The sequence below is a fragment of the Streptomyces sp. NPDC000941 genome (assembly GCF_053599555.1).
In genome coordinates this window covers 13,625-38,109 of the sequence record NZ_JBSFMM010000109.1, presented here as the reverse complement: position 1 = coordinate 38,109, position 24,485 = coordinate 13,625, and the positions used below count along the sequence as shown (strand labels likewise).

Genomic DNA, 24,485 nt, shown 5'->3' with positions numbered 1-24,485 from the left:
CACCACCAACCAGCACACCCACCACCGGCACCATCCCCATCGGCCGACCCATGTGGAACACCCACACCTACATCCTCGACCACACCCTCCAACCCGTACCCCCAGGAGTCCCCGGCGAGCTCTACATCGCCGGCACACAACTCGCCCGCGGATACCACCACCACCCCACCCTCACCGCCGAACGCTTCATCCCCAACCCCTACGGCCCACCCGGCACCCGCATGTACCGCACCGGCGACCTCGCCCGCTGGAACACCAACGGCACACTCGAACACCTCGGCCGCACCGACACCCAGATCAAGGTGCGGGGCTTTCGTATCGAACCCGGCGAGATCGAGGCCGTCCTGACCGCTCACCACGCGGTCGCCCAGGCCGCAATCGTCGTACGCGAAGACCAGCCCGGCGACAAACGCCTCATCGGCTATCTCGTACCAGCCGACACGGCCGACACGGCCGACACGGCCGACACGGCCGACACGGCCGACACGGCCGACACGGCCGAAAAAGCCGACAAGGAAGCGGTCCTGGACACCACCGAAGTGCTGAGCCTGGCCAAGGACCGGCTTCCCGACTACATGGTGCCCTCCGCGCTCGTCGTGCTCGAGCGCCTGCCGCTGACGCCCAACGGAAAGCTCGACCGGAACGCCCTGCCCGCCCCGAACCACACCGCGTCCGCCTCCCGGCGTGCCCCGCGCACCCCGCGCGAGGAGACGTTGTGTGCGCTGTTCGCCGAAGTGCTCGGGATTCCGGAAGTGGGCATCGACGACGACTTCTTCACGCTGGGCGGGCATTCGCTGCTCGCCACCCGGCTGGTGAGCCGTATCCGGACCGTTCTGGGGGTCGAACTCGCCATCCGTGCCCTGTTCAAAGCACCCACTGTCGTCGGTCTCGGCGAACACATCGACGCGTCCGCCGCCCAGCCGACGCGACCGAAACTGAGGCCCATGCGGAGGCCGGAGCAGTAGTCGCGTCAGCGGACCCTCTTCTGCCCTGCGGGCCGATGCGGGTGCCGCCGGCCGGGTCATGAGATTCTTGGAATGGGAGACATCGCAGTGGAAGTGTCGGGCAAACGCCACTATTCATTGGTGTGTTCGTGTTGCGGTAAACAGTATGCGGATGACGGGCTGATGCTCGCCTGCCCCAATGGCCATGAGCCCGCGCTGCTCCAAACCGAATACACCGAGAACAACTTCACACCGGTGCAGGAAGGCGAGGGGATATTCCGATACCGCCACTGGCTGCCGGTCGTCCGGGAGATCCCGGGCTCCGCGCGCCCCGCGGTGTTCCGGAGCGAGCGGCTCTCCCGCCTGGTGGGGCTTCCTGACCTCTGGGTGGCGTTCAACGGGTACTGGCCCGAGCGCGGTGGGCTTCTGGAGACCGGGACCTTCAAAGAACTGGAGGCATATACGGTTCTCGGCAGGCTGCCGAAGGATCCCGTGGTCCTGGTGGTGGCCTCGGCCGGCAATACGGCTGCCGCCTTCGCCTCCGTCTGTTCCCGCTATGGGCAGCCGTGTCTGCTCATCGTGCCGGAGGTCGGGCTCGGTCGGTTGAAGCTGCCCGAAGCGTTGCATCCGTCGGTACGATTGGTCGTTCTGGAAGACGCCGACTATGCGGATGCCATCGCGCTGTCCGAGGCGGTGGGGAAGTTAACCGGCTTCCAGTTGGAGGGAGGGGTACGCAATGTCGGGCGCCGCGATGGGCTGGCGACGGTGATGTACTCCGCCGTGGAGGCCATGGGCGAGCTGCCGGACTTCTACTTCCAAGCCGTCGGTAGCGCCGCCGGTGGTATCGCGGTCCACGAGGCCGCGAAGCGCTTGATGGCAGCGGGAGCCCCCTCGACTGCGTCGACTGTGTCGAAGGAGGCACTGCCGCGGCTTTTCCTGTCCCAGAACGAGTCGTTCGCCCCCATTCACAGGGCGTGGCAGGCCGGTCAGCGCTTCCTGGTCCGCGGTTCCGTGGAGGATGACAAGCGCGCCGTGCGCTGTGCGTTCGCCGATGAACTCACGAACCGGTTTCCGCCCTATGCGGTTCATTCCGGGGTCTATGACGTGCTTGTCGAGAGCGACGGCGATGTCCTGGCGGTCGATGGTGAGTCGGCCCGTGCGGCCAGGGACATGTTCAACGACATCGAGTCGATCGATATAGAGCCTGCATCCGCCGTCGCTGCTGCCTCGCTCCTTTCCGCGGTGCGGGGAGGGAGAATTCCGCGGGACGCCTCCGTTCTCCTCAACGTGACCGGCGGTGGGCGGGCGAGAATGGCGCGGGATCACTCGCCGATTCAGGCCGAACCCAGTCTGCGTATCGAGTCCCTGGAGTCTTTGGAGGAGGCGGTGAATCAAATAGCGGGGCTCTTCTCTGTTGATCTTCAGATTTCCTGATTGAGGCCAGTCAAAGTACCTCCGAGGAGTCCTCAAGGAATCCTCAAAGAATCAAGGAGCGCACTTCCCATGACTGATGGTGCCATCTCCACCACAACCGCCACCTCCGGCCTGGCCGGTCTGACCCTGGACCATATCGAATTCTTTGTGACCGACGTCGAGGCGACAGTGAGTGCACTGTCCACCGGTTACGGACTGGAGGTGCTGATACCGCCGACCCGTGGCAGCCGTAGGGGCGATCACCGGTCCGCGTTGCTGGGACGGAACCGTATTCGGCTGCTGGTGACACAGGCCCTCTCCGATGACCACCCCGCGCGGGCCTATGTCGAGCGACACGGCGACGGCGTCGCCGATATCACTCTGTGCGCCACGGACGTCCGCGCCTCGCACGCCGAGTTGATGGCGAACGGGGCCGTGGAGGTGGCGCCGCCGAGGGAAGAGGACGGCTGTGTGACCGCGGCGGTGGGCGGTTTCGGGGATGTGATCCACACGCTGGTGGAGCGGCGCCCCGGCGTGCCGGCCGACCGCCTTCCGGGGCTGCCCGAGCCACGCCCCGCGACCGCCGAAGAGCTGACGACCGACGACCCGGTCGGGCTGCTGAGCATCGACCACTTCGCGGTATGCCTCCCGCTGGGTGAGCTGTCGGCGGCCATGAGGTTCTACACCGACGTCTTCGACATGCCGGTGGTCTTCAAGGAGCGCATCGAGGTAGGCCCGATGGGGATGGACTCGGCCGTGGTGCAGAGCCGTTCGGGCGAGGTGACTTTCACGCTGATCGAGCCGATGCCAGGAGCGCGCGCGGGGCAGATCGAGAGCTTCCTCGCCGATCACGGCGGGGCCGGCGTCCAGCATGTCGCGTTCGCCACGGACGACATCGTGCACAGCGTCGGCACGATGGGCGGCCGTGGCGTGCCCTTCTTGAACACTCCGGCGACGTACTACGATCTGCTCACCGCTCGGCTGACGCCGCTGCGCCATTCGGTGGAGCAACTCCAGGAGTTGAGTGTGCTGGTGGACGAGGACCACGACGGTCAGCTCTTTCAGATATTCACCCGTTCCGTACATCCTCGGGGAACGCTCTTCTTCGAGGTCATCGAGCGCATTCGGGCCACTACGTTCGGCAGCAACAACATCCGGGCGCTCTACGAGGCGATCGAACTGCAGCGCGCGGCGGCGGCGAAGGGGCAGGCGGAGTGACCAAGCTCCCCGCTGACCAGGGGTCAGGCGACCGCGCGGGTGCGCGGTCGCCCGATTCCGTCTCAGCCGCCCTTTCCGTGGCCGACTTCGCGGAGCTCGCGCGCACGGTGCTCAGCGTCGAGCTCTGGGACTGGCTGGAGGGCGGCGCGGGGCGGGAGCGGACACTGGTCGGCAACCGCGGCGCGTTCGACCGCGTCGTGGTGGTGCCCCGCGTACTTGCCGATGTGTCGTCCTGCGACCCGGCGGGTTCGCTGGTGGGCAGCCCGGCCGCGCTGCCCGTGGCCGTGGCGCCCATCGCGTATCAGCGCCTGTTCCATTCCGAGGGCGAGCTCGCGGTCGCTCGGGCGGCGGCGGACAGCGGGGTGCCGTATACGGTGTCCACGCTGAGCAGTGTCCCCATGGAGGAGATCGCGGCCACCGGCGCCACCACCTGGTTCCAGCTCTACTGGCTACGGGACAAGGGCGCCGTCCTCGATCTGGTCCAGCGGGCCGAGGCGATCGGGAGCGAGGCGCTGGTCCTGACCGTGGATGTGCCGGTCATGGGGCGGCGGTTGCGCGATATGAGGCACGGTTTCGCGCTGCCGACGACCATCCGGGCCGCCAACCTCGACGGCGGGGCCATGAGCAGCGCGCATGAGCGCGTAGAGCGCGGCTCGGCCGTCGCCGCACACACCGCGTCCGCCTTCGCACCGTCGTTCACCTGGCATGACGTCGAATGGCTGCGGGAGCGCACCGGGCTGCCACTGGTGGTCAAGGGGCTCTCCCATCCGGCCGACGCGCTGCGCGCGGCCGAGCTCGGGGCGGCCGCGGTGGTGGTGTCCAACCACGGAGGGCGGCAGCTGGACGGGGCCGTGCCCACCGCCGTGGCGCTTCCCGGGGTCGTGGAGGCCGTCAGGGGCGCGTTCGGGGGGAGCTGTCAGGTGCTGGTGGACAGCGGGATCCGGAGCGGGGCCGATGTGCTGGGCGCGCTGGCGCTGGGTGCCTCGGGTGTGCTGCTGGGCCGTCCCGTCATGTGGGGGCTCGCCGCAGGTGGCGAGGCGGGGTGTGCGCGTGTCCTGTCGCTGCTGGGGGAGGAGTTCCGGCACGCCATGGCCCTCGCGGGGTGCCCCGATCTGGCCGCCGTGGCCCGGCTGCGGACGACGACCATGCCATGCCACTGTGGGAGTGACCACCAATGACCGATTCCGCTGCCCGCGCCACCGATGTCCGTGCCACCGATGTCCACGACGTACGGCTGTCGCAGCTGCACGGCTCGCTCGCGGATCCCGCGATGGCCTCGATGAACTTCCTCAACGAAGTGGCCATCCGGTTTCCGAACGCCATCTCGTTCGCGGCCGGGCGCCCCAGCGAGGAGTTCCTGGACTTCGCCGAAGTCCACCGCTACGTCGACGTCTTCATCGACCATCTGCGCCGCGAGCGGGGCATGACCGAGGCCGAGGCGAAGCGGACCGTCCTTCAGTACGGCCGGACCAAGGGCATCATCCATGAGCTGGTCGCCAGACATCTGGAAGTCGACGAGGGAATCTCGGTCTCCAGTGAGTCCCTGGTCATCACCGTCGGCTGCCAGGAGGCGATGTTCCTGGTGCTACGCGCCCTGCGCACCGGCCCGCAGGACATCGTCCTCGCGATCTCTCCCACGTACGTCGGGCTGACGGGCGCGGCGCGCCTGGTCGATCTCCCCGTCCGGCCGGTCCGCGGGGGCGAGCGGGGGATCGACTTCGACGATCTGGGCGCGCAGATCGCCGAGGCCCGCGCCGCGGGTCTGCGGCCACGCGCGCTGTACCTCGTGCCGGATGTGGCCAACCCGACCGGCATCAGCCTGGATCTCGATGCGCGGCAAGAGCTGCTGCGGGTGGCCGAGGCGGAGGATCTGCTGCTGCTGGAGGACAACGCGTACGGTGTGTTCGCCGGAGAGGGCAGGCTGCCGTCGTTGAAGTCGCTGGACACCGGGCGCAGGGTGGTCCGGCTCGGCTCGTTCGCCAAGACGGTGCTGCCGGGGGCGCGGGTGGGCTACGCGGTGGCCGATCAGCGTGTGGTGGACGAGAACGGCGGCACCTCCCTCCTCGCCGACCATCTCTCCACCATCAAGAGCATGCTCACGGTGAACACCTCGCCCTGGGCGCAGGCCGTGGTCGGCGGGGCGCTGGTCGAGCACGGCTACAGCCTGCCGGCCGCGAACCGCCGGGAGATCGACGTCTACCAGCGCAATCTCCGGCTCATCCTGGAAGGGCTGGCTCGCCGCTTCCCGCGGGATTCGGCGGGGCCCCTGATCTCCTGGAACACCCCCACCGGTGGCTTCTTCCTCACCCTGACGGTTCCGTTCCGGGCGGATGACGAGCTGCTTGAGTACTCCGCCAAGGAACATGGCGTGTTGTGGACTCCCATGTCCCACTTCTACGGCGGTGACGGCGGGTACGAGCAGATCCGTCTCTCCCTGAGCCAGCTGACACCGGAGACCATCGATGTCGGTCTTGACCGGTTGGCGTCTCTGGTACGGGAGTGTGCCGCGGCGCGGTGACCGGGACGCTGAGCCCGGACCGGGCTCTTGCCCCGGACCCGGCTGGCTCTTGCGCCCGTTCAGTGCGCCCACGCTCAGTGCGCCGCCCGTACCGGGCCCAGGGGCGGTGGCTCGCCCGCGAACGGACCCGGTGACGGACCCGGGACCGGGCCCGAGCCCGGGTCCGTCTCCGGCAGCCGCGCCGTGGCCAGCCCCGCGAGCAGGCCGGCCCCGGCGGTCACTTCCGGGAAGCTGAGCGCGTTGCCGAAGGCCGACTCGACGGCCAGGGCTGTCAGGGCCGCGGCCGCCGTCAGGACGGCCGGTGTGTGGCGCGGTGAGCGCCACAGCGCGTACAGCAGCCAGCCGAAGGCCGTGCCCAGCAGGGCGAGGCCCGGCAGCCCCTGGCCGGCGGCCTGCTGCAGCGGGGCCGAGTACGGGGTGTCGTCCGCGGCGGCCGGTGACTGCTGGGCGGTGGGGCTCAACTCGCCGAACCGGTCGGGCCCCGCTCCGCGCAGCGGTCCGTGTTCGGCGATCTGGGCCGCGTCGTGCCACAGCCGCACCCGGTGTTCGCCCAGCCGGTCGCGCAAAGGTGCCGAGAGTGCGCCGGGGAGGGCGTCCTCGGCCATGGCCCAGCAGCCGCCGACGGCCACCGTCGCGACCAGGGCCAGTCCGGCAAGACCCGGCAGCCGGCGGCGGGTTCGGGCGGCGGCGAGCGAACACAGCAGCACCAGGGCCCCGGCCACACAGCCCACCGCAGAGCCGACCACCAGGGCCATGGCCGTGATCGCCACGGCCAGCAGGCGCAGCGCCAGCCGGAGCGCGGCCGACCGGGCGGCCCAGGCCGCGCCGCAGGCCGCCCCGACGGCGAGCGTGAACTGCGCCGCATGGGCGCCGCCATGGCCGCTCATCCCGTCCGGGACGGTGCAGGCCAGGCCGAGACCCGCGAGCGCGGCGGCCGTGGCGGCGGCGACCGGCAGCAGCGTTCCGGCGATCCGGCCGCATGCGTAGCCGGCGGCGACGGCCAGCACGGCGAGCAGGACCCCTTCGGGGCGGGCGGTGCGGCCCGCGGCGCAGACCAGGGCCCAGACGGCGCAACAGCCGAGGACCGCGGTGCCCACGATGTCGGGCGCGCTGTGGTGTTCCCGTACGACAGGCCGTGCCACTGAAGACGCCATCCCGTTCGACCCCCCGAGTCGTGACGGGCACCGCGTGCCTGGCCGGCCGTCCGCGGGGGCCGGAGGCCCGCCGGAGGCGGCCAAAGGCCGCATGCGGGCCTGGACGGATACCGTAGCGACTGGGGCCGGATATGTGTATATGTTGCGCAGAAATGATGCGGCAGGTGTGTGACAGCTGTGCGGAAGGTGTCCGGCTGTGACGGGAATGGCATCCGGTGCCGCCCCGCCCGGACCGATAGCCTCAGCGTATGCCTACTCCCGACTTCATCCTGGAACTGCGGGCCACCGCGGGTCACCAACTGCTGTTCCTGCCGGGCGCCAGTGCGGTCGTCCTCGACGACGAGGACAGAGTGCTGCTCGGGCGCCGAGCCGACAACGGCCGCTGGGCGCTCCCCTCCGGCATCCCCGAACCCGGTGAGCAGCCCGCGACGGCGGTGGTGCGCGAGGTGTACGAGGAGACCGCGGTGCGCTGTGTCCCCGAGCGCATCGTGCTCGTCCACACCGCGGAGCCGGTGACCTATCCCAATAAGGATGTATGCCAGTTTGTCGACATCTGTTTCCGCTGTCGCGCGGTGGGCGGCGAGGCGCGGGTGAACGACGAGGAGTCCCTGGAGGTGGGCTGGTTCCCGGTCGACTCGCTGCCGGAGCTGGACGAGTACGCGCTGACCCGGATCAAGCGGGCCTTCGAAGACGGCCCGACGTGGTTCGATTCCACCATCCCGGAGTGAAGTATGTGCCGGGCGCACATCGGTTGGGCCCCGGCCGCCGCTTAGCCTGCCCGTCATGAGCGCGTCCACCACACCGGGCCCCGCCGCCGGGGCCACCACGGGCCCTGCCGCCGGGGCCACCACGGGCCTCGGCGGCCGTACCGCACTCGTCACCGGGGCCGCCGGCGGTATCGGCCGGGCCTGCACCCTCCGGCTGGCCGCCGCCGGAGCCACGGTCCTGGCGGTCGACCAGGACGAGAAGGGGCTCGCGGAGCTCGCCGCCCTGGCGGCCCGGACCGAGGCGGCGCCCGGGCTGCCGGGCAGAGTGGAGGCGCGGGCGCTCGACCTGACCGACCTCGACGCGGCCGAGCGGGCCGCCGAAGGCGTCGACATCCTGGTCAACAACGCCGGGCTGCAACTCGTACGGCCCATCGAGGACTTTCCGCCCGAGGCCTTCTCCCGGGTGCTCACGGTGATGCTGGAGGCCCCCTTCCGGCTGCTGCGGGGCGCGCTGCCGCATATGTACGCCCAGGGCTGGGGGCGGATCGTCAACATCTCCTCCGTCCATGGGCTGCGCGCCTCGGCCTACAAGTCGGCGTACGTGGCCGCCAAGCACGGACTGGAAGGGCTCTCCAAGGTCGCGGCCCTGGAGGGCGCGCCCCACGGGGTCACCTCCAACTGCGTCAACCCCGGCTATGTCCGCACCCCGCTCGTGGAGCGGCAGATCGCCGACCAGGCCGCCGCCCACGGCATCCCCCCGGAGCGGGTCGTCTCCGAGATCATGCTGGCCGACTCCGCGGTCAAGCGGCTGATCGAACCGGAGGAGGTCGCCGAGGCCGTCGCCTACCTGTGCGGTCCGCACACCTCCTTCATCACCGGCGCCTCGCTCGCCATGGACGGCGGATGGACCGCCCACTGACCGGACCGCTGCCCGGGCGTACGGCGGCCCACCCCGGCGAGCGGGCACCCGAGCGGGCACCCGAGCGGGCGTCGGGGTCGCGCCCGGGCACTGGCGGGTCCGAGCCCGGCGGGAGTATCCCTGTGACCATGTCCGATGATCAGCCGGAGACCCCGTACCTGGAACTGCTCGCGCGCGGCGCGCCCGCCGAGGCGTACGAGCGTCCGGTGCTGCGCGCCCGGGCCGAGGGGGCGTCGGCCGCCCGGCTCGTCGCCCTGGAGCGCGCCAAGCTGTTGGCCCTGCGCGTACGCGGCGAACTGGAGGGGCGCAGACGCCGCGAGGCCGAGCTGTCCGCGCTCTTCGAAACCGCACACGATCTGGCGGGGCTGCGCGACCTGGACGCGGTGCTCCAGGCCATCGTGCAGCGCGCCCGCTCGCTGCTCGGCACCGAGGTCGCGTATCTCACGCTCAACGACCCCCAGGCCGGGGACACCTATATGCGGGTCACCGACGGTTCGGTCTCGGCCCGCTTCCAGCAGCTGCGGCTCGGCATGGGGGAGGGGCTCGGCGGGCTGGTCGCGCAGACCGCCCGCCCGTATGTGACCGAGAGCTACTTCGACGACGAGCGGTTCCAGCACACCCGGACCATCGACGCGGGCGTCACGGACGAGGGCCTTGTGGCCATCCTCGGCGTGCCGCTGATGCTGGGCAGCGGGGTCATCGGCGTGCTGTTCGCCGCGGACCGCCGCGCCCGCGTCTTCGAACGCGAACAGCTCGCCCTCCTCGGCTCCTTCGCCGCCCACGCGGCCGTCGCGATCGACACGGCCAATCTGCTGGCCGAGACGCGTTCCGCGCTCGCCGAGCTGGAGGCCGCCAACGAGATCATCCGCGATCGCAGCGAGGTCATCGAACGCGCCTCGGAGGTGCACGACCGGCTGACCGAGCTGGTGCTGCGCGGCGGCGGAGTGCACGATGTGGCCGCCGCCGTGGCCGAGGTGCTGAGCGGGACGGTGGAGTTCGTCGAGGCGCATACGGCGCCGGCCGCGGCCGTGGACCGCTCCCGGGCCGACGGCCACGCCGTACGGCACGGCGAGGACTGGATCGCCGCGGTCTCCGCGAGCGGCGAACTGTTCGGCGCGCTGGTGCTGCGCGGCCACCCCCGCCTCGACCCCATGGACCAGCGCACCCTGGAGCGGGCCGCCGTGGTCACCTCGCTGCTGCAGCTGGCCCGGCGCTCGGCGGACGAGGCCGAACAGCGCGTACGCGGCGAGCTGCTGGACGATCTGCTCGACGCCCCCGACCGCGAGCCGCGGCTGCTGCGCGAGCGCGCCGCCCGGCTGCGGGCGGACCTGGACGCGCCCCATGTCGTACTCGCCGCCGGGATCGACGCGCCCGGCGCGGCGCATGGCGCGGCGGGCGGTGCGGCCGGCGGTGGCGGGCCTGGTGGGGCGTCCGGTGGGGCGTCAGGCAGGGCGTCCGGCTCGGGATCCGGAGAGCCCGGCAACGGCGGACCACGGGCGCGGTCGGCCGGGCCGCCGCCGGACGAGGCGGCCGACCGGCAGCGGCTGTGGTCCGCGGCCACCCATCTGGCGGCGACCCGGCACGGCCTGGCCGCCGCCCGCGACGGCGGCACCGTCCTGCTGCTGCCCCTGGCCGACGGGGAGGGCGCCGACGCCCTGGCCCGCCGCACCGCCCGGCAGCTCGGCACCGCCGTACACGCGGCGGTCACCGTCGGCGCCTCCGCGCCGGTGTCCGCACCCGCCGCCCGCCCCGGCGAGGTGGCCTCGGCGTACGCGGAGGCGCGGCGCTGTCTGGACGCGCTGCGGGTGCTGGGCCGCGGCGGCCAGGGCGCCGCGGCCGAGGACTTCGGCTTCCTCGGCCTCCTGCTGGCCGGCTCCCGCGACGGTACGGGGGACGCCGCCCGGGTGGCCGGGTTCGTCGACCGCACCATCGGCGCGGTCGTCGACTACGACGCCCGGCGCGGTACGGACCTGGTCCGCACCCTCGACGCGTACTTCGCGAGCGGGATGAGCCCGGCCCGTACCAAGGACGAACTGCACGTCCACGTCAATACGGTGGCCCAGCGGCTGGAGCGGGTCGGACGGCTGCTCGGCCCCGACTGGCAGTCGCCGTCCCGCGCCCTGGAGGTACAACTCGCCCTGCGGCTGCACGGCCTGGCCTCGGCGGTCGCTCGCTGAGGCCAGGCCGTGCGGCGGCGCTGCCCGGCCCTTCCCGCAGGCTCGTCAGGCCGAGGCCGAACGGGGCGCCGCACCCGGCTCGTTCGCAGTCTGCGGCGCCCCGTTCGGCTCGTTCGCGCCCTGTGCCGCCGCGCTCGGCCGCGCGGCCGGCGTCGGCTCGATCCCGGCCAGGTCGCGGTCCCGGGTCTCTTTGGCGGCGCCGACCGCTACCAGGGTGAGCAGCACTGCCGCGATGACGTAGAGCGCGATCGGGACGGAGCTGTCGTAGTCGGCCAGCAGAGCCGTGGCGATCAGCGGGGCGGGGGCGCCGGCCGCGACCGATGCGAACTGGGCGCCGATCGAGGCGCCCGAGTAGCGCATCCGGGTCGCGAACATCTCGGAGAAGAAGGCCGCCTGCGGGGCGTACATCGCGCCGTGGAAGATCAGCCCGACCGTGACCGCGAGCACCAGCGCACCGAAGTCCCGGGTGTCGATGAGGGCGAAGAAGGGGAAGGCCCACGCGCCCACGCCCGCGGCCCCCAGCAGATACACCGGGCGGCGGCCGATACGGTCCGACAGCGCGCCCCAGGCCGGGATCACCGCGAAGTGCACGGCGGAGGCGATCAGCACGGAGTTGAGTGCGGTCTGCTTGCCCAGGCCCACATGGTCGGAGGTCGCGTAGACCAGGACGAAGGCCGTGATGACGTAGTAGCTGATGTTCTCCGCCATCCGGGCGCCCATCGCGACCAGCACATCCCGCCAGTGGTGGCGCAGGACGGCCACCAGCGGCAGCTTCTCGGCCAGGTCGTCCGCCGTCTCGGCCTCGGTCTTGCGGGCCTCGGCCCGCGCCAGGGCCTCCTTGAAGACAGGCGATTCATCGACAGAGAGACGAATCCACAAGCCGATCAGCACCAGCACGCCCGAGAGCAGGAACGGCACCCGCCAGCCCCAGGACAGGAACGCGTCGTCGGACAGCGTGGCGGTCAGCACCGACAGCACACCGGTGGCCAGCAGCTGTCCGGCGGGCGCGCCGGTCTGCGGCCAGGACGCCCAGAAGCCGCGCCGGCGCGCGTCCCCGTGCTCGGACACCAGCAGCACCGCCCCGCCCCATTCGCCGCCGAGCGCGAAGCCCTGGACGAGGCGCAGCGCGGTCAGCAGTACGGGCGCGGCGGAGCCGACCGTGGCGTGGGTCGGCAGCAGGCCGATCGCACAGGTCGCCCCGCCCATCAGCAGCAGGCTCAGGACCAGCAGCTTCTTACGGCCGAGCCGGTCGCCGTAGTGGCCGAAGACGAGGGCGCCGACGGGCCGGGCGGCGAAGCCGACCGCGTACGTCAGGAAGGACAGCAGCGTGCCGACCAGTGGATCGGTGTCGGGGAAGAAGACCTTGTTGAAGACGAGCGCGGCGGCGGAGCCGTACAGGAAGAAGTCGTACCACTCGATGGTGGTGCCGATGAGGCTCGCGGCGACGATACGGGGGAGGCTCGCGGGTGCTGTGGGCGTCGGTGGAGCGGATGCTGCGGAGGCCATGTGCACCACTTCCAGAAGTTCGGTGGGGACGTGTACGTGTCCGCACAAGGTAGGAACACGCTGGTCAGTGGCACATGTGGCGGGACACCATACTTCGGGGCCGGAGTGTGCGTGCCGCCTCCGCGTCCGGTTCCCCCTTTCCCCCCGCGGCCGGTCGCGCGTACGACGGGCCGTTGCCGGGTGTCGGCCCGCCGTACGCGGTATGAGCTCGGCCTACCGGGAGTCGGCCGTCACCTCCTCTTCCTCCTCCTCGGAGTCGAGGATGCGATCTCCGTACAGGTCCTGCAGCCAGGCGCTCTGGTAGATGGTGTCGAGATAGCGTTCACCGAGGTCCGGGGCGATGGCCACCGCGGTGAGGCCGGGCGTACCATGCCGGCCCAACCAGTCCATCGCGCCGCTGACCACCGTCCCGGTGGAGCCGCCGAACAGGAACCCGCGTCTGGCCAGCCGGTGGCAGGCACGGATGGTGTCCGCCTCCTCGACCTGGATCACCTCGTCCACATAGGACTCGTCGAGCAGCGGGGGGCGGATGCTCGTACCCAGGCCGGGAATCATCCGGCGGCCGGGTTTGCCACCGAAGGTCACCGATCCGGCGCTGTCCACGGCGACGATCCGCACCGGACGGTGCCATTCCCGGAAGTAGCGTGCGCAGCCCATGAGGGTCCCGGTGGTGCCCGCGCCGATGAACAGCACGTCCAGGTGCGGGAACTGGCGGGCGATCTCCGGGCCCGTCCTGCGGTAGTGCGCCCGCCAGTTGCCCGGGTTGGTGTACTGGCTGAGCCACACATATCGGTCATCGGAGGCGCACAGCGCGCGTACGTAGTCGATACGGGCGCCGAGGAAGCCGCCGTTGGGGTCCACGTCGGCGATGATGTGCACCTCGCTGCCCAGCGCCTCCATCAGCAGTCTGGCCGACAGGTTGCAGCGGGAGTCAGTCACACACAGAAACCGGTAGCCCTTGCTGGCGGCGATCATGCTGAGCGCTACGCCCAGATTTCCGGACGAGGACTCGACCAGGATCGAATCCCGGGTCAGGACTCCATGCCGCTCGGCGGTCTCCACCATCTCGACCGCGGCCTTCAACTTGATCGAACCGGCGAAGTTGAAACCCTCGCACTTCAGATAGAGGGAGCGCCCGAATGTCGGCCGGAGGTCGACATAGAGCCGGCTCTCGTTGAAGGCATGGGGTGCGGATATGACGGGCACGCTGGCCTCCTGATGCCTGAGCTGAGGGATGGGACGGTCAGCCGTACCGGCGCAGGTCGTGGAAGAAGTCGTCGATGAGGTGGAGCTGTCCGGAGCGGAGCACTTCGTCGTAGACGTATGTGCCGACGGCGAGGTCGAGGACGCCGAGTCCGAAGGGCGAGAAGATCACCGGCCGGTCGGTCGGCGGGTTCACCCGCCCGGCCATGACGTCGTCGAGGGTGCCGTACAGGAAGTCGCGGTGGCCGGTGAGCTGCTCGGCCAAATGCGGGGAGGTGTCGGCCTTCAGGCAGTGCTCCACGTCGTCGACGATATTGGCCGAGGCGAGCAGGATCTCGGGGGCGAGGTCGCGCAGGGACACATGCAGGACCAGCGGGTGGTGGGTGAACCAGCCCGGGTCGGTGATATGAGGCCGGTCGGCGATGGTGGCGAAGACCACCAGATCGCTGGAGCGCACCAGTTCCTCGGCGCTGTCGTGGACCGTGATCTGCCCGGAGTGTTCGTGTCCGCCGGCCCGCCGCAGATAGCCGTGGAAGCCCGTGGCGCTGTCGGCGGACACGTCGTGCACGCCGATGGTGTCGAATATCCAGCCGGTGCCGGCCAGGAAGGTGTGGACATAGCGGGCGATCAGGCCCGTGCCGACGAATCCGATCCGGGTGGGGCGGGGCCTGGTACGGCTGAGCCAGTCGGCTGCCAGCGCGGCGGACGCCGCGGTTCTGGTGGCGCTGATGATCGAGCTCTCCAGGCAGGCGAAGGGGTAGCCGGTGTCGTGGTTGAGGATGAGGACCGCGGAGGCCCGGGGCACGCCGGATGCCACATTCGCCGGCCCGGCGCCGTGCAGCCGGTAGGCGGCCTCGACCAGCTCCACGATCCGTTTCTCGCGCCCCTCCAGTGCCCGCCGCACCTGCTCACCGGAGATCACCGCGAAGCTCGGCGCCGGGACCGGGTGGGAGGTGGCGGGCTGGGGGGCGGGGGACAGCAGGGGGTTCATGACCGGGCCACCTCCACGGTCGGGCGGCTGTCGGCCGGGCCCCCGGGCGGGCGGCCGTCGGCCAGGCGCTGGGGCTCGGCCATGGCCACCAGCACCTGGCGCTCTCCGGTGAAGGCCTCTCTGCTGTGCGCGGTGCGGATGTTGTCGACCAGCATCAGATCGCCGGCCTGCCAGGGCTCACGCGCGGTGTGGGCCTCGTAGGTGGAGTTGATCAGCTGGATGATGTCCTCGCCGATCGGGGTGGAGTCCGCGAAGCGGGTGTTGAACGGCAGCCCGTCCGCTCCGTAGACGTCCACCAGGTACTCGTGTACCTCCGGGGCGAGTGTCCACTCGTTGAGGAAGGCGATCTGGTTGAACCAGCAGCGCCGGCCGGTGAGCGGATGCCGCACCACGGCGCCACGGAGTTGCCGGGTGCGCAGGGAGCCGTCGGGTTGCCAGGCGAAGTCGATGGCGTGGGCGCGGCAGTAGCGCTCGATGGCGGCGGGGTCGTCGGTGCCGAACGACTCCGCCACGGACGCCCCGATCTCGTCGTTGTAACTGCGGGTGAGCAGCCACCCTTCCCGCTCGAACCGCTCGCTCAGCGTGGCGGGCAGCGCCTGGAGCACATGCTCCGCGTCGGCCACCGCGGTCGCCCCGCCCTCGCTGGGCGCTTCCAGACACGCGAACAGCATCAGACCGGGGCACTCCAGCGTGTAGCTCAGTTCATGGTGCATACACATCGGCTGGTTGGTCGGCCAGGCGGTGGAGGAGTACAGCCCGGGGCCGTGGATCTGCCGGGGGGCGAAGGCCTCCCGCTCCGCCATCAGCTCACCGGCCAGCTCCGCGAACACGGCACCGACCTGATCCACCTCGCGCAGCCCAAGGCCGCGGACGAGAACCACACCGTGTTCGGTGACCTGCGCGCGCAGCGCCTCGCGGTGCTCGGCCGCCCAAGTCGAGGCGCATTCGGGGGACTCGACGTGCAGCATCGGAGGTCTGCCCGGTCGTAGCTGCACCGCGGAGAGCGGTTCCAGGGATGTGGACGACATCTCGGTTCCTTTCGATCGCCACTCAGAAGGCTCAGCTCGGGGAGGAGCCTCAGGAGGGGGCCGGCGATTCCGCCGAGGTCGGCGATTCGGCGGCGCTCAGGACGGCCTGTGCCGTTACGAGCGGACGGGTACGCGGGAAGTAGTGGCCACCGTCGGCGAGTTCACGCAGCTCCACCCGCTCGGCGAGGAGCCGCCAGTCGCGGTACCGGGCGCGGTAGTCCGCCGTGCTCGGGTCGTCGGCGGCGATGACGACGGTGACCGGCGCGGAGAGCTTCGCCGTCGGCGGGGTCTCCAGGGCGTCGGTGAAATAGCGGTGTGCGGCCACGCAGTCGTGCCGGTAGGCGGCACCGATGCGCTCGGCGTGCCGCTCGTTGAGCTCCGCGAGTTCGGTGTAGCCGCCGTGCGCGCTCAGCCGCGCGGCGATCTCGGCGTCGGTCTGCCCCGTCAACTCGCCGATGGCGGCGCTCCGGTCGGTGGCCGTGCCGAGCAGCTGCGCGCCGAGGAACACACGGGGGACCTCCACCCCGTGCTCCTGGAGTTTCCTCGCCGTCTCCACGGCCGGCGCGGCGCCCGAGGAGTGGCCCCACAACATGACCCTGCGCAGGCCGTGCCCGGTGATCTCGGCGACGACCTGCTCCACCACCCGCGCCATCGGCGCGAACGGCTCGCCCTGGGCGGCCAGATCGTGACCGGGCAGGTCGACGCCGTACACCGCGGGCCCGCGGCCCGCCAGGGCGTCGGCCATCGGACGGAAGTTCACCGCGTTGCCGCCCGCGTAGGGGAAGCACACCAGAGCACACTCCGGGGCGCCATCCGACCCGGCCAGTGACCGGTCCGACAGGGGCTGGAGCAGCCCCGGGCGCGGCCGGGACGTGCCGTCGAGGAGTGCGGCGAGGTCGGCGAGCACCGGGTGGCGTGTGATGTCCTTGAGGGACACCGCGCGGCCCAGGGCGATGGTGAGTTTCACGGCCGACAGCGAGGTGCCGCCGGAGTCGAAGAAGTGGTCCTGCCGGCCGATCCGGTGCGGGGGAACGCCCAGCAGCTCGGCCCAGGCAGCGGCCAGCCTCCGCTCGCTCGTGGTGCGCGGAGCGTGGTGCTGCGCTCCGGCGGCCTCGCCCGTCCTCGCGGGTGTGGTCTGCTCGGCCGGCGGGGCCTGTTCGGCCAGCGCGGTCAGCGCCTTACGGTCGATCTTGCCGTTGGCGGTCAGGGGCAGATCGTGCTGCCAGTGAAAGGCCGCGGGGACCATATAGGCGGGCAGCGCGGCGCCCAGCGCCTCGCGCAGTACGTCCGCCTCCTGCCGTCGGCCGCTGTAGAAGGCGATCAGGTGTGTGCTGTGGTCCGGCCGCTCGGCGACGACCACGGCGGCGTTCCGTACCCCGGGCGCCCGCAGCAGTGTGTTCTCGATCTCGCCGATCTCGATACGGAAACCACGGATCTTGACCTGGTTGTCCCGACGGCCAAGGAACTCCAGCTTGCCACCGGGATGCCAGCGCCCCCAGTCACCCCCCAGATACAGCCGCTCACCCGGCCGGTGCGGATCGTTCCGATATGCCTCACGGGTCCGCTCGGGGTCATTGACATACCCCCGCCCCACGCACACCCCGGAGAACGCGATCAGCCCCGGGGCGCCCAGCGGCACCAGCGACAGACGCTCGTCGACGACATAGACATGCACGTTGCTGACCGCACGGCCCAACAGCACCCGCTCCGGCACCCCGGCCATGACCTCGTGGTTGGTGTCGTCCGAGGTCTCTGTCAGCCCATAGGCGTTGACCAGCTTGATCCTCGGCTGGATGGCGAACCAGCGCTGGACCAGCTCCCGCTGCAACGCCTCACCGGTCACCGAGACACACCTCAGATCGGGCAGCGCGCGGGGATACCGCTCCAGGTACGACACCACCACCTCCAGATAGGAGGGCACGACCTGCACCACGGTGGCCCGGCCACGCACCAGCGTGTCGACGAAGCGCTCCGCGTCCACGACCACCTCTTGGCCGATCAGCAGCGTCCGCCCGCCCACCAGCAACGCGGCCAGCAACTGCCACAGCGAGATGTCGAAACACTGCGGGGCCGTCTGCGCCACCACCCGCCCCTGACCGATCCCCAGGTCATCGATCTTGGCGTAGAGGTGGTTGAGCATGCCCGCGTGCTCGCACATCGCCCCCTTCGGCTCGCCGGTGGAGCCGGAGGTGAAGTAGATGTAGGCCAGCTGATCGGCCGCGACGTCCACCCCGACGTCGGTGTCGGCGTGCTGCTCCGCGTACGCCGCCTCGACCAGCACCTTCCGCACACCCGGCAGCGTGGCCAGGGCCTGATCGAGGGTGTGTGTGCTGCCGGATTCGGTGAGTACGAGTCGGCACTCGGCGCGCGACAACGTGGCCGCGATACGACCGGCGGGGAAGTGGGGCTCGATCGGCAGATACACACCCCCGGCCTTGAACACCGCCAACACCGCGGCCGGCCAGTCGAGGCCGCGTTCGGTGACCACCCCCACCACCGCTTCCCGGCCAAGACCCCGCGCCAGCAGCGCCCGAGCCAGCCGGTTCGCGCGCGCGTTCAGCTCCCCGTACGTCCACCGGCGATCGCCGTGCACCGCCGCCACCGCCTCCGGATGCGCCCGCGCCCGCTGCTCGAACAGCTCATGCGCGCGCCCCTGCGGCAGCATCCGGCGGGGCCCGGCAAGACCTTCGAGCTGATGGCGCACCTCCTGGGCCGACAGCAGACTCTGCTGCGCATGCTCAGCCTCCGCATCCGCCGCCATCAGGCCCAGCGCGGCCAGGTGGTAGCCGCCGATGCGGGCCGCGCATTCGCCGTCGATCACCTCGGTGCGATACCGCAGCCGCGCCACCAGCCGCCCGCCCCGATCACACCAACACCAGCCCACCCCCAGCACCACGCCGTCGCCCAGCCCGCGCTCGGCTCCCGCCGGGTCGAACTCGACCTCGTAACCCGCGTCGTGATCCGCCACCTCGGGCTCGGCCGCGGCGCGATGAGCGCTCAACACCAGTGCGCGCCACGACTTGGATGCGACGGTCAGCCGGCACGGCAGCGGAGGGTCCGTCGTGTCGGCGGCATAACCCGTCACCACCTCCTGCTCACCCGACAGCGCGGACAGCACCTTGGCGTGCGCGGCCAACAGCACCGCGCTCACCGGCACCCCCAACTCCCGTGCCAGTTCACGCACCCCCTCCACCACATCGCCCGGCACCGCCACTTCGTACTCGGCCACGCCCGCCACCGGCTCCCGGGTCCACCGCGGAACCACGGGGAATCCACCAGCGGTCGGCACACCGCTCACACACTCCTGATCCGCTTCCACGCGTGCTCCCATCGAATGGCCCCCCCTTCCTCACATCGCCGTGGATCCGGCGTGGTTCGCCACCGGCAGCTCCGTGGCGGGGTTTCCTCCCCACTGTGCGTCCGGGGGGACTTCCTCGCCTTTCATGAGGAAGGAATCGGGTGCCAGCACCACGCCGTCGCCCAACGTCACGCCGTAGTGCACATGGGTGCCGACCCCGAGGGTGCAGTCGGCACCGAGCGTGGTGCGGTCGGACTTGAAGGTGCCGTCCTCCTGCGAGTGGCACTGGATCTTGCTCCCGATGTTCAGGGTGCAGTCGTCCCCGACGGCGGTGAGGGTCCGCTCGGTCATATAGCAGCCGTCGTCGAAGACCCTGCTGCCGATGCGCACCCCCAACAGCCGCCAGATCAGGTTCTTGAAGGGGGTTCCGTTGAAAAGGTCGAGGTGTTCGTCCGGCACCTTCCACAGCCGTTCGTGCCACCAGAAGTACGGGTCGTAGATGGAGCACAGCCGCGGGCGCAGCGCCCGGAATGCCGCCACGCCGCGCTCCACGAGGGCGAAGTAGAGGGCGGTGAAGGCGAGCGTGAGGGCCAGATACGCGGCGATCACCACATGCCCGAGCTCACCGTAGAGGCCGATCGAGGCGAGACCCAGCGCCGTGAGCACAAAGGCGTGCAGCCACCGCACGAGCAGGAAGAAAATCATGGAGCGGGCGTTGTAGCGGTTCTTCGCGGCGAGCCTGGCGCTCAGTTCCTCCCCGCCCCTGAGGTGGTCGAATCGGGAGTCGCGCTCCACCGACCGGGGAATCTCGAAACAGGGCGAGCCGAGCAGTCCCACCCCTTCGCGGAGCTCACCGTCGAGGGGGACCATCACCTTTGTCGCGAGGAGGCAGTTGTCACCCGTCCTGGCCCCGACGGGATAGGCGATGTTGTTGCCGAGGAAGTTATGTGCTCCGATCGACGCCCGGGAGACCCGGAAGGATGTGCTCGAGAATTCCGCGTTGAGGAGGGAGAGGCCGTCGGCCACCATCGTTCCGCTGCCCACGGAGGCCAGATACGGGGTCTCGTGCCGCACCTCCGTGCCGAAGTTGGACCCCGTCTGCTCGACCCGGGACAAGTCGTATCCGAGACCGCGGAGATAGTGGACGATATAGGAGCTGTCGCCGAAGAACCATGTGAAGAACTTCAAGTTCGTCATGCCGGCAATCGCCCGGTGCGCCGCGTAGTGGAAGCCGTAGAGCGGGTAGACCTTGTCGGGCTTGATGAACAGATTCAGCAGGCGCGGAACGGTGCATACGACGACGAGACCCACGACGACGAAGCCGAAGAACAGTGCGGAGGACATGATCAGCGCGTCGATGAGGAAATTCGACGAGGTGATTCCGGCCCTTCCCGCGTCCGCTCGCTCGCCGAGCGCCGGAATCGCCTGGAACAGCATGTAGATGCCGCCGACGGTCAGCGGTAGATACAGCAGGAACAGCTGAAGCAGGGTGGCGAGGCCGAAGCGGAACCGGCGCGACGTACCGCACCGGGCCGGCCCGACCCTCACATGGTCGATCTGTGTCGGCTGCGCCGGTGACCCGTGATGGCGCTCGCCGTCCGGGACCACCTGACCGCGGTAGAGGGCGGATGAGTGGCCGAGCTGCGCTCCATCGCCCATCGAGGTGTCGATGTCGAGCACGGTCTTCTCACCGATGAAAACATCCCGACCGAGGGTGACCCGGCCGGTCTGGATGTGTCCGGCGTGCGCCCGGTAGCAGAGGAAGAACGCATCCTTGCGGATCACCGTGCCGGCCCCGACCGTGAGCAGATCGGTGCAGACGGGGATGGAGTGGGAGAGAATGGTGACTCCCTTGCCGATCCGCGCGCCGAGCGCCCGCAGGTACAGCACATACAGCGGATTGCCGATGAAGAAGTGCATCGGATTGGCGTGGAGCAGCGCTTTGACGATCCAGAAGCGCAAATAGGTCAGGCCCCAGACCGGGAACTCGCGGCTCTTCCAGCGGCCGATGAGGATCCATTTGGCGGCGATCGGGCAGGTGCACAGAACGACGAAGCCGATGCCGCCGAACAGGGCTGACCGAAGATAGGTGTCGACCAGACCCGAGCCGTCGGCGACCCATTCATAGCCTCGGGCCGCGACGAGTCCGGTGACGGAGGAATAGCCCAGGAAAACCAGCAACTGGAGTGTTCCGCACAGTACGTAATCCAGCGTGCGCGCCGATGCCTTCCGCGCCGGCCGCACCAGCTGCGTCGGTGCCGGTGAATCGACAGCGGTGGCGGTGGCGGTAGCGGCGGCGGTGTTCGCGACAGCCGCCGCCAGGCTCTGGATCGTGGGGTGTCGATAGATGTCCTTCATCGACACGGACGGCAGATCCGGTCTCTTTCTGACCCGTGCGCAGAACTGGGCCATGACCAAGGAGTTCGCGCCGAGATCGGTGAAGAAGTGGCCGGCGGTCGAAACGCGTTCTGCGGATACGACCTCCGCCAGTACTTCGGCGAGTTTCCTCTCGATGTCCGTACCCGCCGGTTCGACACCGACGCGTCCGTCGATCGCGGGTTCGTCCGGCTCCGATATCAAGACTTCGGCGGACTTCTCAGCCATTCGAGCTCCTTGAGGAAGTTTCGATGACCACCGGTCACTGGGTGCCGCTCGGACTCGATCGCGATGACACGACAGTAATGTTCGGCGGCCCGGTGTTCCTCGATTTCCTCCACCGACCGGGTGAGGAGCCCTTGTTCTTTGGCCTGTTGGTTACCTGCCGGCTATCCGTCGGCCCGTCGGCGGCTGGTGTCAGAGCAGTGTCGCCGTGAAGCTCCGGCCGTAGGAGTGGCGGGTGGCGACGCGGATCCGGGTGCCGCCGGGGAGGCGGTCGACCCGTACGCCCTCGTCCACCGAGCCGGCCCGCAGGGCGCGGCCCCGGATGACGACCGAGACCGTGTCCCGCTCGGTGGTCGGGTCGGCCACCGCCACCGATACGGTCCCGTCGCGCCCCTCACGGAGGATCACCGACGCCGGGCCGTCGATGGACAGCTGTCCGGCGTGGTGGTGGCCGGGGGCGAAGACGTTGGCGGCGATCAGACCGAGGCCCTTGTGCCGCACCGCCTGGACGCGCGCGGTGTTGGCCAGCACGTACACCGGCCCGCCGGTGTACGCCATCAGCTGCCGCTCGGACGCGTTCGGGACGAGGGCGTAGGCCATCGAGGTGGCCGGAGCGCCGGCCGGCTGTTCGACGGAGACGGAGAAGACCTGCTTGGTCACCATGGTGTCCGGGTTGGACACGCGGACGGCGCGGCGGCTGCGGGTGACCGTCTCGAGGGCCACGGTGGGCCGCCGCCCGTCCAGGAACACATAGCCGACCGCGGTGCCCTGGCCCGCGTCGGCGTAGCGCAGCCAGGCCAGCGGGGCGGTGCCGGTGCCGGACCAGGGCGTGCCGTCGCGCAGCCGCCCGGTGAGGGTGACGGTGTCCGCCGGCTGGGCCAGGCGGCTGACGCGGCTGACTCGGCTGTCGAGGGTTGTTGTCACCGCGCGCCCCGCGGGGTCGCCCACGCCCGCGGCGAGGGCGACGATCTCGTCGTCGAGCATGAACCACGACTTGGTGGCGCGGGCGTTGCGGTAGGCGACGAAGTCGTCGGGCAGGGTACCGGCCTGCTGGGCGGCGTACGCGACGTCGTCGGCCTGGACGAGCCCGGCCGCGCCGTACGCGCCGAGGCAGGCGCCGCCGGAGAGTCCGCCCGCGCCGCGGGGGAAGTAGACGTAGGTGTTCTGCGACTCGGAGGAGGAGGTGAAGCCGCGCTCCGGGTTGTCGTACCACAGGCCGCCGTAGAGCTCGGGGACCGTACGGCGGGTCTCCACGGGGGCGGTGACGCCGGCCAGGCGGTAGGGCGAGACGGTGGTGAAGTAGTCGACGCCGAAGGCCTCGGTCTGGTCCTGGCCGGAGAGATAGAGGTAGTGGGCCCCGTCGCCCTGGAACCAGGGCATCAGGTTCTCGCCGTTCATGTACTCGTACTTGCTGATCCTCGGTGAGCTGCGGGCCAGCGCGAAGGCATAGCCGGGGCGCCGGTGGACGGTCTTGTCCATCGCGTTGAACGCGACGTGGCGCTCGGCCGGGTTGAGGTCCTTCGCGGGGATCCCGGTGTCGGCGAGGATGTCGGCGTAGCGGGCGACGCTGACGGGGGACAGGAAGCGCGCCGGGTCGAGGGTGGCCCGGGAGTTCTGCCGTACGAACTTGACGTAGCCCTTGAGGGCGGTGGCGTCGGCCCCGGCCGCATAGCCGGACAGGTCGACGACGGCCTCGACGACCTCCGCGACATCGGTGTATCCCGTGGCCGTGCTGCGGGACACCCCGCGGCCCTTGACGATCTCCATCATCCAGCCCTCGAACACCAGCGGCGCGAAGCCGCGCACCACCCACTCCCGCACGGCGCCGACGCGGTCCTGGCCCTGGGCGTAGCCGGTGCCTTCGAGGAACTTGATGGCCTGGACCATGCGGGTGAGCAGGCCCTTGCCGTAGGAGCCGGTGTAGGCGACGGAGGCGTGCTGGATGAAGGAGCCGTCGGCGTAGAAGCCGTCGGTGACGTTGTGGCTGAGGTGGTACGGGTCGATGGTGGCGAGGACGGTCAGCTGGTCGGCGACCGCCTTGGTGATACGGGCCTCGTCGCCGAGCACCGCGCCTTGGAGGATCCGGTTGGTGGTGATGTCGGCGAGGTTGGCGCCGGTGTGGAAGCGGGAGTCGAGGTCGACGTCGCCGGACTTGCCGTTGCGGAGGTAGGCGTCCATCGAGGCGACGCAGATGGCGGTCAGGTCGGGGCGGTACGCGGCGAGCTCGTCCTTCAGCAGGACGAGGGTCCGGGTCAGCTGGGACGAGATGCCGATCTCCCAGTTGAACCAGTTGCCGTAGTAGCCCTTCGACTGGTCGCCGTAGTAGTCGTCGTGGAGCCGGACCAGGCCGTCGATGACCCGCCGCTGGACGGCCGTGTCACCGCCCGGGGCCGCGCCACCGGGGGCGCGGGTGGCGAGGGCGATCTCGTACAGGTACTGGAAGGACGTCGTCAGGTTGGTGTCGCTGCTCCCCAGCGGGAGGCCGCGGAACAGCTCGTCCGGCCCGGCGCCGTCCAGGGCGGCCAGCCGGGCCTTGGCGGTGGAGGCGATGGCGGCGAGCTTGGTGGCGACCTCCGGCCGGGCGTTGGAGTCGGCGGTGCCGGCGAGTACGGCGACGGTGTTGCCGATCAGCGTTGCCCGGTCCTCGGCGGCCTCGGCGGGTGTCGCCTCCCGCGGCGCCTGGGACCAGGCCCGCTGCGGCGGCGCCACCGCCGACAGGGTCGCGGCCGGGACGATCGACAACAGGGCACGACGTGTCATCCGCACGGGACGCTCCAGGGGTTGGCCGGAAAGCGCTCGGCGCATTCA

General features: G+C 70.4%; 16 protein-coding genes. 8 read left to right on the top strand and 8 right to left on the bottom strand.

Annotated elements, in window-relative coordinates:
- The 5 genes from ACWDSL_RS30260 to ACWDSL_RS30240 all read left to right on the top strand — a co-directional run.
- A partial coding sequence (locus tag ACWDSL_RS30260; protein ID WP_450490768.1) for a phosphopantetheine-binding protein occupies window positions 1–965 on the top strand: 965 nt, incomplete at its 5' end.
- A 72-nt stretch (window positions 966–1,037) separates the two neighbouring features.
- Window positions 1,038–2,378, top strand: a complete 1,341-nt coding sequence (locus tag ACWDSL_RS30255; protein WP_450490766.1) for a cysteate synthase — start codon at window positions 1,038–1,040, stop codon at window positions 2,376–2,378.
- A gap of 69 nt (window positions 2,379–2,447) precedes the next feature.
- The gene (gene hppD / locus ACWDSL_RS30250) at window positions 2,448–3,575 is read left to right on the top strand and encodes a 4-hydroxyphenylpyruvate dioxygenase (protein WP_450490764.1); all 1,128 of its coding nucleotides are present in this window, start codon (window positions 2,448–2,450) and stop codon (window positions 3,573–3,575) included.
- Window positions 3,576–3,652: 77 nt separating this feature from the next.
- Complete coding sequence (locus ACWDSL_RS30245; RefSeq protein WP_450490762.1) at window positions 3,653–4,753, top strand: alpha-hydroxy acid oxidase; 1,101 nt, start codon at window positions 3,653–3,655, stop codon at window positions 4,751–4,753.
- Window positions 4,750–6,093: an aminotransferase-like domain-containing protein gene (locus ACWDSL_RS30240; RefSeq protein ID WP_450490760.1), complete on the top strand. Its 1,344-nt coding sequence runs from the start codon at window positions 4,750–4,752 to the stop codon at window positions 6,091–6,093. The genes ACWDSL_RS30245 and ACWDSL_RS30240 overlap by 4 nt, the downstream gene beginning before the upstream one ends.
- A gap of 74 nt (window positions 6,094–6,167) precedes the next feature.
- Here ACWDSL_RS30240 and ACWDSL_RS30235 read toward each other — a convergent pair whose 3' ends face one another.
- Window positions 6,168–7,247 (bottom strand): O-antigen ligase family protein, encoded by a 1,080-nt coding sequence (locus ACWDSL_RS30235; RefSeq protein WP_450490758.1) that lies wholly within the window; start codon window positions 7,245–7,247, stop codon window positions 6,168–6,170.
- Window positions 7,248–7,495: 248 nt separating this feature from the next.
- Here ACWDSL_RS30235 and ACWDSL_RS30230 point away from each other — a divergent pair, with 248 nt between their 5' ends.
- The 3 genes from ACWDSL_RS30230 (at window position 7,496) to ACWDSL_RS30220 (ending at window position 11,050) form a co-directional block, all read left to right on the top strand.
- On the top strand, window positions 7,496–7,975 hold the full coding sequence (locus ACWDSL_RS30230; protein ID WP_014173722.1) for an NUDIX hydrolase: 480 nt from the start codon (window positions 7,496–7,498) through the stop codon (window positions 7,973–7,975).
- Between the two features lie 55 nt (window positions 7,976–8,030).
- Window positions 8,031–8,873 carry a 3-hydroxybutyrate dehydrogenase gene (locus ACWDSL_RS30225; protein ID WP_450490755.1) on the top strand — a complete coding sequence of 281 codons (843 nt, stop codon included), beginning with the start codon at window positions 8,031–8,033 and terminating at the stop codon, window positions 8,871–8,873.
- 128 nt (window positions 8,874–9,001) lie between these two features.
- Window positions 9,002–11,050: a helix-turn-helix domain-containing protein gene (locus ACWDSL_RS30220; RefSeq protein WP_450490753.1), complete on the top strand. Its 2,049-nt coding sequence runs from the start codon at window positions 9,002–9,004 to the stop codon at window positions 11,048–11,050.
- Window positions 11,051–11,095: 45 nt separating this feature from the next.
- Here ACWDSL_RS30220 and ACWDSL_RS30215 read toward each other — a convergent pair whose 3' ends face one another.
- The 7 genes from ACWDSL_RS30215 to ACWDSL_RS30185 all read right to left on the bottom strand — a co-directional run bounded on the left by ACWDSL_RS30215 (window position 11,096) and on the right by ACWDSL_RS30185 (window position 24,443).
- Complete coding sequence (locus tag ACWDSL_RS30215; RefSeq protein ID WP_450490751.1) at window positions 11,096–12,556, bottom strand: MFS transporter; 1,461 nt, start codon at window positions 12,554–12,556, stop codon at window positions 11,096–11,098.
- A gap of 213 nt (window positions 12,557–12,769) precedes the next feature.
- A complete protein-coding gene (gene sbnA, locus ACWDSL_RS30210) occupies window positions 12,770–13,762 on the bottom strand; it encodes a 2,3-diaminopropionate biosynthesis protein SbnA (protein WP_450490749.1) in 993 nt (330 codons plus the stop codon).
- A gap of 37 nt (window positions 13,763–13,799) precedes the next feature.
- Window positions 13,800–14,750, bottom strand: coding sequence for a 2,3-diaminopropionate biosynthesis protein SbnB (locus ACWDSL_RS30205; RefSeq protein ID WP_450490747.1), 951 nt, complete (start codon window positions 14,748–14,750; stop codon window positions 13,800–13,802).
- Window positions 14,747–15,778 (bottom strand): TauD/TfdA family dioxygenase, encoded by a 1,032-nt coding sequence (locus ACWDSL_RS30200; protein WP_450490745.1) that lies wholly within the window; start codon window positions 15,776–15,778, stop codon window positions 14,747–14,749. Before ACWDSL_RS30200 ends, ACWDSL_RS30205 begins: the two co-directional genes overlap by 4 nt.
- Before the next feature lie 49 nt (window positions 15,779–15,827).
- A complete protein-coding gene (locus ACWDSL_RS30195) occupies window positions 15,828–19,109 on the bottom strand; it encodes a non-ribosomal peptide synthetase (protein ID WP_450490743.1) in 3,282 nt (1,093 codons plus the stop codon).
- 18 nt (window positions 19,110–19,127) lie between these two features.
- A complete protein-coding gene (locus ACWDSL_RS30190; protein ID WP_450490741.1) occupies window positions 19,128–21,680 on the bottom strand; it encodes a Pls/PosA family non-ribosomal peptide synthetase in 2,553 nt (850 codons plus the stop codon).
- 189 nt (window positions 21,681–21,869) lie between these two features.
- Complete coding sequence (locus tag ACWDSL_RS30185; RefSeq protein WP_450490739.1) at window positions 21,870–24,443, bottom strand: polysaccharide lyase family 8 super-sandwich domain-containing protein; 2,574 nt, start codon at window positions 24,441–24,443, stop codon at window positions 21,870–21,872.
- Between the last annotated feature and the right edge of the window lie 42 nt (window positions 24,444–24,485).